General features: G+C 61.1%; 8 protein-coding genes, 1 tRNA gene and 1 pseudogene. 7 read left to right on the forward strand and 3 right to left on the reverse strand.

Going from position 1 to position 9,572, the window contains the following annotated elements; genetic code table 11:
• The coding region (locus JCM25156_RS29365) for a hypothetical protein (RefSeq protein ID WP_025812445.1) at window positions 1-662 on the forward strand (662 nt) is incomplete at its 5' end.
• Between the two features lie 121 nt (window positions 663-783).
• Here JCM25156_RS29365 and JCM25156_RS05835 read toward each other — a convergent pair.
• Complete coding sequence (locus tag JCM25156_RS05835) at window positions 784-1,287, reverse strand: hypothetical protein (RefSeq protein WP_025812446.1); 504 nt, start codon at window positions 1,285-1,287, stop codon at window positions 784-786.
• Window positions 1,288-1,593: 306 nt separating this feature from the next.
• Between JCM25156_RS05835 and JCM25156_RS05840 the strand changes: the two genes are divergently transcribed.
• From JCM25156_RS05840 to JCM25156_RS05860, 5 genes and pseudogenes are all read left to right on the forward strand, one after another.
• Window positions 1,594-1,812, forward strand: a complete 219-nt coding sequence (locus JCM25156_RS05840) for a hypothetical protein (RefSeq protein WP_025812447.1) — start codon at window positions 1,594-1,596, stop codon at window positions 1,810-1,812.
• Window positions 1,809-2,480, forward strand: a complete 672-nt coding sequence (locus tag JCM25156_RS05845; RefSeq protein ID WP_025812448.1) for a helix-turn-helix transcriptional regulator — start codon at window positions 1,809-1,811, stop codon at window positions 2,478-2,480. Before JCM25156_RS05840 ends, JCM25156_RS05845 begins: the two co-directional genes overlap by 4 nt.
• 87 nt (window positions 2,481-2,567) lie before the next feature.
• A pseudogene (gene lepA, locus JCM25156_RS21920) lies at window positions 2,568-4,372 on the forward strand (translation elongation factor 4).
• Window positions 4,373-4,518: 146 nt separating this feature from the next.
• Window positions 4,519-4,609 (forward strand) — tRNA-Ser (locus tag JCM25156_RS05855).
• A gap of 708 nt (window positions 4,610-5,317) precedes the next feature.
• The gene (locus JCM25156_RS05860; RefSeq protein WP_242402504.1) at window positions 5,318-6,142 is read left to right on the forward strand and encodes an SDR family NAD(P)-dependent oxidoreductase; all 825 of its coding nucleotides are present in this window, start codon (window positions 5,318-5,320) and stop codon (window positions 6,140-6,142) included.
• A gap of 122 nt (window positions 6,143-6,264) precedes the next feature.
• Here the strand turns inward: JCM25156_RS05860 and JCM25156_RS05865 are convergent, their stop codons facing one another.
• Window positions 6,265-7,632, reverse strand: coding sequence for an 8-oxoguanine deaminase (locus tag JCM25156_RS05865; RefSeq protein ID WP_025812450.1), 1,368 nt, complete (start codon window positions 7,630-7,632; stop codon window positions 6,265-6,267).
• 292 nt (window positions 7,633-7,924) lie between these two features.
• On the opposite strand from JCM25156_RS05865, the gene JCM25156_RS05870 reads away from it, so the two are divergent.
• On the forward strand, window positions 7,925-8,479 hold the full coding sequence (locus JCM25156_RS05870) for a DsbA family protein (protein WP_034958540.1): 555 nt from the start codon (window positions 7,925-7,927) through the stop codon (window positions 8,477-8,479).
• A 55-nt stretch (window positions 8,480-8,534) separates the two neighbouring features.
• Here the strand turns inward: JCM25156_RS05870 and JCM25156_RS05875 are convergent, their stop codons facing one another.
• Entirely contained in the window at window positions 8,535-9,425 is an 891-nt protein-coding gene (locus tag JCM25156_RS05875) for a diacylglycerol/lipid kinase family protein (RefSeq protein ID WP_025812452.1), read from the reverse strand.
• Between the last annotated feature and the right edge of the window lie 147 nt (window positions 9,426-9,572).

Genomic DNA, 9,572 nt, shown 5'->3' on the forward strand with positions numbered 1-9,572 from the left:
TCGCGCTGGCGGCCCAGCTTGCCGCCGCCAGCGGGCGTTACGCCACCGACACCAACCTGTTTGCCGCGGGACCGCTATCCATTGTGCTGAAACAGGAACTCGGCCCGCAATATGCCGATTTCGTGCGGAACATGCAGGTTGCAAGCCCGCTCCAGCCTGTTGGTGACATCATGTTCATGACCGGGAACAGACAGCACGAAGGCGGAAGCAGCATTGCATGGCTGCTTGTGGACCGTACCGGCCACAACATGACCGCGGGCATGGTGAACCCCGGCCAGCTTTCAATTTATGGCTTCGGCCCCACGCCCATTACCAAGCCGGGGGATGTGCGCACCCTGCTGGAAAACATGGGAAATGTTCCGCCCTTCTGCAATCCGCCGCAGGATCTGCCACCCGGCGCGACACTTCAGTGGCGGGCGACGCTGGAGCATGGCGCGACCTGTATCTATCGCATCGGGCTGCATCGGGGGGAAAAGGTTACGGCACGGCTGGAAGCCACGCAGGGTAATCCGGTCCTGCGCGTGATCGACCCCCGCCTTGCGCAGCCGGGCGACGCGCAGGCCTGGCTTGTCCTGCACGATGATCTCTACCTGCTGGAGATCGGACCCGGCCCCAGCGGGCAGGCCGCGCAGCCCTTCGGGCTGACGGTGAAGGCCGATTAGGAATAACGGACAGGAAACAGGCCGACGCCCGAAGCATCGGCCTGAAACAACCTGTTGATAGAAAACAGTAAAAGTTTCCGGGTGCCGCCATTTTTAAAAAGGCGGCATTCCAGACGGCCTCTTACTGGCCGTTACCACCAATAAAGTTGCTGACGTCGGAGCTGGTCTGGTTTTTCAGGGTATCCCAGCGCTGGCGCTCCGCGTTCCCGGCATTGCGCAGCGAGTCCAGCCGGTTCTTGGGCGCGTTGCGAATCGCATCGAGGCGATCGCGCCCATTCTGGATGGTCTGGTCAACGCGCGCGCGCTCGTCCGTCAGCTTCTGCTTTTCGGCGTCGCGGGCGCTGTCCCACCGGCCAACCGTATCCTGACGCAGGTTGTTCACCTTGTCGTCATAGTCCTTGCGCAGGTTCTGCGGGCCGTCCCGCAGTTGCTGTTCGCGCTGCTCGACACTGTTGTTATAGGACTGGAGGCGACTGTTCGCGCAGTCCCCCGCCTGCGCCGCGCGGTCAAGCACATCCCATTTGGGTGTATTCTGGCTGCTGTTGCAGTCCGCCAGCGCGCTTGCGGCAGGAAGGACGGAGGCCCCGGCCAGGGACAGAACAAGAATATATTCCCGAAATTTCATAAACACTGCCTTGGAAAGTGGATTTCTACATGCCTTTTACCAAAACATGTATCACATCCGGGTCAGAAATATGACAATGCGCCATGTTCGTGAAAAGATATAATAATCCGTTTCCAAAATCGTAGGGCACACAGCACATGCCACCCTCCATACAGGCGCAGGGGACGCCACCCCACGTGGTGGACACCGCGCCCCGGCCTGATTAAACAAGACGCCAGCACACCCGCCTGGCCATGCCTGAACCCATGTTACGGCCTGTCGGCACAGCGACGCCGCCGTTACCTGTTCCTTAGCGGTCCCTGCCCCATGTGGAATGAACCCTATCTTGAAACATGCTGCCGCAGTGCGCTGCACCGGCTGAAACTGAGCGGAGACCACGGCCGCCCCACCGGCCTGCGCGATGACCCCTGCCTGCGCCGGCTGGAAGGGATGGGGCTGGCGCGGACGGACCATAACCAGCGATTCGCCATGACCGAACAGGGCCATGCCCGCCACCGGACCGAAATACTGAAATTGCCGACATGATCAGCCATGCCGATATCTGGCGCGCCCTTGACCGCCTGGCCGCCGAACGGGGACTGACCCCTTCCGGCCTTGCGCGCGCGGCGGGGCTGGACAGCACGACCTTCAACCCCTCCAAACGGATCACGCCCGCCGGTCGCCCACGCTGGCCGGGCACGGAAAGCCTCGCGCGCACCCTGTCGGCCACCGGCATCTCGTTCGAGGGGTTCAGCCGCCTGCTTTCGGGCCATCACGACCCGGAAACGGGGGGCAAGGCCCATCATGCCCATCTGAAGATCGTCTCGTTTTCCCAGCTGGCCCATACCGGACTGTTTGACGAAACCGGCCTGCCGGAAGGCGCATCGTGGGAAAAATGGGACTTCAACGGCATGGCGGACCATCATTCCTATGCCGTGCATCTGGATAGTGACTGCATGGAGCCGATCTTTCGCAGGGGGGGCACGCTGATCATCTCGCCCACCGCCGCGATCCGCCAGTCCGACCGCGTGCTTCTCCATACCCCGCACGGCGCGCCCTGCTGCGGCGTGGTGACGGACCGCTGGCATGACGCCCCCGTCACCGCCCCGCTGCACGAGCTGGTCCGCATCCATGGTCTGGCCGGGATGGATGGCCGGGAAATCGTGGTGGATGGCAATACGCTCATCCACCGCATCACCATGGCCTGCATGTAACGCACGTTCACGGCATCCATGATATTTTCCGTCCTGACGTGACAGGTAGCGGCTGACTTTCCCCCGATTTTACACTATGTCTCGCCCATGACCGACACGCCCCTCTCCCTGATCCGCAATTTCTCGATCATCGCGCATATCGACCATGGGAAATCCACCCTGGCCGACCGCCTGATCCAGCCTGCGGCGCGCTGACACAGCGGGAAATGACCAATCAGGTTCTGGACAACATGGATCTGGAACGTGAACGTGGTATCACCATCAAGGCCCAGACCGTACGCCTGTCCTACCCGGCGGAAGACGGCAGGACCTACGTGCTGAACCTCATGGACACGCCGGGCCATGTTGACTTCGCCTATGAGGTCAGCCGCTCGCTTGCCGCGTGCGAGGGCTCGCTGCTGGTGGTCGACGCCTCGCAGGGGGTGGAGGCGCAGACGCTGGCCAACGTGTATCAGGCCATCGACGCCAACCATGAAATCGTGCCGGTGCTGAACAAGGTGGACCTGCCCGCCGCCGACTGCCCGCGCGTGAAGGAACAGATCGAGGAAGTGATCGGCATCCCGGCCGATGACGCGGTGGAGGTTTCGGCCAAGACCGGCCTGAACATCGAGGCCGTGCTCGAAGCCCTGGTCAAGCGCCTGCCCCCGCCCACGGGCGATGCCGAGGCCCCGCTCAAGGCGCTGCTGGTGGATAGCTGGTACGATCCGTACCTGGGCGTGATCACGCTGGTGCGCGTGAAGGAAGGCCGCCTCAAGCGCGGCATGCGTATCCGCATGATGTCGTCCGGCGTGGTGCATGTGGTCGATCAGGTGGGGGTGTTCGCCCCGCGCATGACGCAGGTGGACGAACTCGGCCCCGGTGAGATCGGCTACATCAACGCCGCCATCAAGACCGTGGCCGACACCAACGTGGGCGACACCCTGACCGATGACCGCCGCCCCGCCGAGGCCCCGCTGGCGGGCTTCAAGCCCTCCATTCCCGTGGTGTGGTGCGGGCTGTATCCGGTCGTGGCCGATGACTTCGAGAAACTGCGCGACAGCCTGGCCAAGCTGCGGCTGAATGACGCCTCGTTCCATTACGAGGCCGAGACCTCCGCCGCCCTTGGCTTCGGTTTCCGCTGCGGCTTCCTCGGGCTGCTGCATCTCGAAATCATTCAGGAACGCCTGAGCCGCGAATTCGATCTGGACCTGATCGCCACCGCGCCTTCGGTTGTGTACCGCATGGAACTGACCAGCGGCGCGACGGAGGAACTGCACAACCCCGCCGACATGCCCGATGCCTCCCTGATCGAGAAGATCGAGGAACCGTGGATCAAGGCCACCATCATGGTGCCGGATGAATATCTGGGTGCGGTGCTGACCCTGTGCAGCGAGCGCCGTGGCGTGCAGGAAGACCTGACCTATGTCGGCAACCGGGCCATGGCCGTCTACCGCCTGCCGCTGAACGAGGTGGTGTTCGACTTCTACGACCGCCTGAAATCGGTCACGCGCGGTTACGCCAGCTTTGACTACCAGATGGACCGGTATGAGGAGAGCGATCTCGTGCGCATCTCCATCCTGGTCAATCAGGAACCGGTGGATGCGCTGTCATTCATCGCCCACCGCTCGGCCGCCGAGACACGCGGGCGCTCCATCTGCGCCAAGCTCAAGGAACTGATCCCGCGCCAGTTGTTCAAGATCGCGGTGCAGGCGGCGATCGGCAGCCGCATCATCGCGCGTGAGACCATTGGCGCGATGTCCAAGGACGTGACGGCCAAGTGTTATGGCGGCGACATCTCGCGCAAGCGCAAACTGCTGGAAAAGCAGAAGGAAGGCAAAAAGCGCATGCGCCAGTTCGGCAAGGTCGACATCCCGCAGAGCGCCTTCCTCGCCGCGCTGAAGATGGACCAGTAACCCCCCGTCCCGCCGGTCATGACACCGTTATGACTGGCGGGAAAGATGATGGCGTTTTCCTCTTGCGCCGCCGGAAATTGGTGATATGTTCCGCACGCATCGGACACAGCCACCCAGTCTGGGTGGCCTGCTGACCGGTAACGGCTGGAGAGATGGCCGAGCGGCTTAAGGCGCACGCTTGGAAAGCGTGTGTACGTTAATAGCGTACCGTGGGTTCGAATCCCACTCTCTCCGCCACGCCCCGCAGGGTTTCCCGTGACAGGAAGCAGGCATGTAAAACACTATTGCGGAATGACCGATGCTTGCGGGTCATAATGCATCTGCCTTCCGGCCTGTCGGCCACCATGACTTCATATACTTCCCGAAGAATGAAATATGGTTATGCGCCGGAAGTAGCATGAACGGCCATATGCTGTTTCAAAACAAATGGCTCTGACAGGGAAACAATAAAGGTTTCGGCGCACCGCTTCATTCAAGGACGCGGCGTTTCCGGAAGCTTTCCTATGATTTACAGCCTGTCGCTGACGGGAGGTTTTCCATTTCCTGAAAACGTATTTTCAGAATTTATATATCCTGCGATTCTGTCATTTCATTCATTGTGAAATATCATTACCGCAACAATCCAAATTTCATAAATATTTTACAAAAATATGTCAGAACAATCGTTATGACCCTGCACTAAATACTGCACAGACCCCACAAAACCACCCGATGGTGCCCTGCTTTCCTTTTCCCTGCCCCATGGTTAGAGAATATATAATATTCGCAAACGGCCCTTCCCTATCAATTGTCGCCGGATCATGGTCACGAAATGATACAGAGTTATCGACGGATTGTTATGTTCCAGATAACATGGGCCAAATCAGGCAACGGAAAACATTCCCCCGCGTTGCAGGCTGTCTGACCCGGTGACGAAGCCTGACGGGCAAGGAAGTAAGAGAATCATTGAAAACTCGTGATCTGAACGGAAGAACAGGCCCCTCCACCCGCAGGGTCGCCGTTGTGACCGGGGCAACGGGAGGGATCGGGCAGGCGCTGGTGCGGCAGATGATCGCGCGCGGCTATTCTGTTATCCTTCTCTCGCGCCAGACGGGTCGGGACATGCCAGGCGTCACCGCCATAACCTGCGACCTGACCGATACGGGCAGCATCCATCAGGCTGCCGCCACGATTATGGAAAAAGCGCCGGAAATCGACGTGCTGGTGCATTGCGCGGGCGTGATCTCGCCCCAGAATGTGGGGCAGCTGGACAGCGCCACAATCACGCACCAGATCGCCGTTGACCTGACCGCCCCCGTTGAACTGACAAACCGCCTGCTGCCCGCCATGCGGTGCGGGGGGCATATCGTGTTCGTCAATTCGATGGCGGCCATCTTTCCGCTGGCGGGCAGCAGTGTCTACACGGCGGCGAAATTCGGCCTGCGCGGATTCGCCCGCGCGCTGGAACAGGAACTGCGGCCCCGGCGCATTCAGGTCAGTTCCATCTATCCCGCCAGTGTCAACACGCCCATGCTCAGCCGGGAAATGCAGGCAGGCGGCTCGATCTACAACTTCATCGACCCGCCACAGGATCCGGACGTTACCGCGCAACGGATCATGCAATGCTGTGAACGCAGCAGCCGCGAGGTTTTCAGTTCCGTGTTCGACAAGGCATTTACCCATGCCTGTCTGTTCTCCATGGGGCTGCTCAACCTCAGCCTGCCAACCATGCGATTCCTGGGGCGCAGGGGCTACCGCGCCTATAGGCGACGCCAGCCCCCGCAGGACTGACCGCCCAGGGGCGGATGGGCGTTTTTCAGACAGCCCCCAGAAGACTGTCTGAAACCGCCTGCCTCTGAGACAGTCCGCAAATCATAAGAAAGCTCCCGGAAACAGCCCTGCCATGACCCGGTTCAGGCTTTTTCCAGAAGCTCACGCGCCAGTTCATTATGCCGCCGGGCCAGACGCGCCGGGTCATGATCGGTAAACACGCCATCGCGGATCAGTACCCGCCCGTTCACGATGGAACATGACACACGGCGCGGAGTACAGAAAACCAGCGCCGCCACCGGATCCGCCTGCGCGCCCGCATGGTCGATCCCGCGCAGGTCGAACGCGACAATATCCGCCGCCATGCCGGGCGCCAGATACCCGATGTCATCGCGCCCAAGCACGGCCGCCCCCCCGCGCGTGGCCAGTTCCAGCACCTCCCGCGCCTGCATCATGGGCTGGTTGTCCGGTGTTTCGAGCAGGCGGCCCAGCAACATGGCCTGACGGGCCTCACCCAGCATGTGACTGCCATCGTTGGACGCGGACCCATCCACCCCCAGCCCCACGCGCATGCCTGACGCCACCATGCGCCGCACCGGCGCGATCCCCGATCCCAGCCGCATGTTGGAACACGGGCAATGGGCCATGCCGGTATGGGTCGCGCCAAAGCGGCGAATGCCCGCATCGTCCAGACGGACACAATGGGCGTGCCAGACATCACTGCCGATCCAGCCGGTGTCCTCGGCGTATTCGGCGGGGGTCATGTTGAATTTTTCGCGGCTATAGGCGATGTCGCTGGCGTTTTCCGCCAGATGGGTATGCAGCATGGTCCCGGTCGCCCGTGCAAGTGCGGCGGCGTTGCGCATGAGATCCCGGCTGACGGAAAAAGGCGAACAGGGGGCGACGGCAATCCGCTGCATCGCAAGCGGGGCGGGGTCATGATAGGTTTCGATCACGCGCTGGGTATCCGCCAGGATCGCATCCTCATTTTCCACCACGCGATCAGGCGGCAGGCCGCCCTGACTTTCGCCCACGCTCATTGACCCGCGCGCCGCGTGAAAGCGCATGCCCATTATGGTCGCGGCCTCGATCTCGTCATCAAGGCGCGCGCCATTGGGAAAGAGGTACAGATGGTCGCTGCTGGTCGTGCAGCCCGACCACAACAGTTCCGTCATGGCGGTGCAGGCCGAAACACGGATCATTTCCGGCGTCAGGCCCGCCCATATGGGGTAAAGCGCCTGCAACCACCCGAAAAGCGAGGTATCCTGCGCCGCCGGGATCACCCGCGTCAGGGTCTGGTACATATGGTGGTGGGTATTGACCATGCCCGGCATCACCACATGGCCGGTCATGTCCATCACGTCATCGGCGGCGGGTAGCGGATCGGTGGGGGTGCCTATGGCCATGACCTGGCGGTCATGCACAAGTATCCATCCCCCTTCGATTTCCCGCCTCCCGGCGTCCATCGTTACCAGACGCAGCGCGTTCTTGAGCAAAAGGGTGCGGGCCATGCATCACTACCTTACAGGAACATAAAGACGTTTCGCTTATGCAGCTTTTTGGGGGGATGCCCATATGATACGCAGTCGAAAAGGCGCTGTTTGAAAACAACGGGTTGATAAAGAACACTAAAAGTTCTGGGCTGCCGCCATTTTTCAAAAAAGGCGGCGTTCCCTGATGCTTTTTGAAAAAAGCCGCACCAGGAACTTTCCCCTGGTTTACGGGATCTCCCAAAGGCAGGCTTTAATGGGTAAGGTCACAGGCACAGCCCGCACCTGCAACCATGAACAAGGAACCGCAAGCATGTCCACATCCCTGCATATCGACCCGCTTGAATGGGGGCACGGGCCAAAGGTTCTGGATGTTTTTGTGGAACCCACCTGCCCCTTTTCCGTCCGGGCCTTCAACAAGCTGAGGGATCTGCTCGCCACCGTGGGCGCGGACCGGCTCACGATCCGGGTCCGGCTGCATTCCCAGCCATGGCATATGTTTTCCGGCGTGATTGTCCGGTGCATCCTGGCGGCCGCCACGCTGGAAGGCGGCAGGGAAACCGCCCGCGCCGTCATGGCCGCGATTGGCGCGCATCGGGAGGAATTCGAATTTACCGACCACTGCAGCGGCCCCAACATGGACGCCACGCCCAACGACATCATCCGCCGGATTGAAAAATACAGCGGCGTCGCGCTGGCTGAAGCCTTCGCGGTGCCGGAATTGCAGAAAGCCATCAAATGGCAGTGTAAATACGCCCGCCAGAATGGCATCCACGTCTCACCAACCTTCATGGTCGATGGCCTTATCGATCCGGCCATGAGCAGCGGCGACACTGTCGAGGCATGGAGCCAGCACCTTTTCCCGTAACCCGACCGGTTACGGCACGGATGACCGCAGGCCTGCGGTCACCCGGTATTTTCCGTCATCCCCCGCCCGTTGACGCGACCGCAATGCGAAGGGGCTGATCGGATATGTCGATACACAGCGGGGTAAAGCCACGCGCATCCCCGTCACTCTGCACGGGCAGGGCGGGCGGAGCGGGTATCTCGACCCTCGCGCCCGTCAGGACCGTTACGCCCTTCTGCCGCACCAGATGACCGCGCAACAGGGCAAGACCGGCGCGCAGCACCGCCCCGATCCCGGCGGCATGGAACAGGACGACGCAAAACCGTTTTTCCCCCTGCATCGAATGGGGCGCCAGAACATATTTCCCGCCGTACCGCGCGCCTTTGGATATGATGGCCGAGACCACCTCATGCGCCACGCCATCCACCATGACCGTCATGGCGGGGAAACCATACCGCCGTAACGCGCCAGACATGCTCACAACATAGGCCATGCGCCCGATGGCGCTCTTCAGCCGGGTGGAGACGCAATGAACCACATGGGCGTCAAACCCGACCCCCACCATCTGCACGAAAAGCCCATCCCATGTGCTGGACCGGAGCCGTCCCGGCCAGATGGTCCGGCTGCCCCCCGCCGCGATGATGCGGGCCGTCCGCGCATCATCGAAGGGCAGCGCGAGTTCACGCGCCAGCACGTTGGCCGTTCCCAGCGGCAGGATGGCCATGATGCAACCGGAACCCGCCATCCCCTGCGCCACCTCGGCAATGGTTCCATCCCCACCCGCCGCCACGATATGCGTGCAGCCGGGTGTCTGCGCCGCAATGCGGGCAAGATCCGTGGCATGCGCCCTGAAACGGGTATGCCCGATTTCAACATCAAGCCCGGCCTGCCGCAGAAAATGCGCGAAGCGGGCCACGCGCCCAAGGCGATGCCCCCCGGCGCATGGGTTCACAATAATAAAGATCATTATCGGTTTATCAGGGACTGTTTCAAAATAATCATTTCATGAAAAGAATATAAGTTCCGGTTACTGCCTGACTTTCGAAGGGACGACACGTCCCGATGCTTCAGGAAACGCCGCCTTTTTGAAAAAAGGCGGCACCCAAAAACTTTT

The organism is Komagataeibacter kakiaceti JCM 25156 (genome assembly GCF_000613305.1).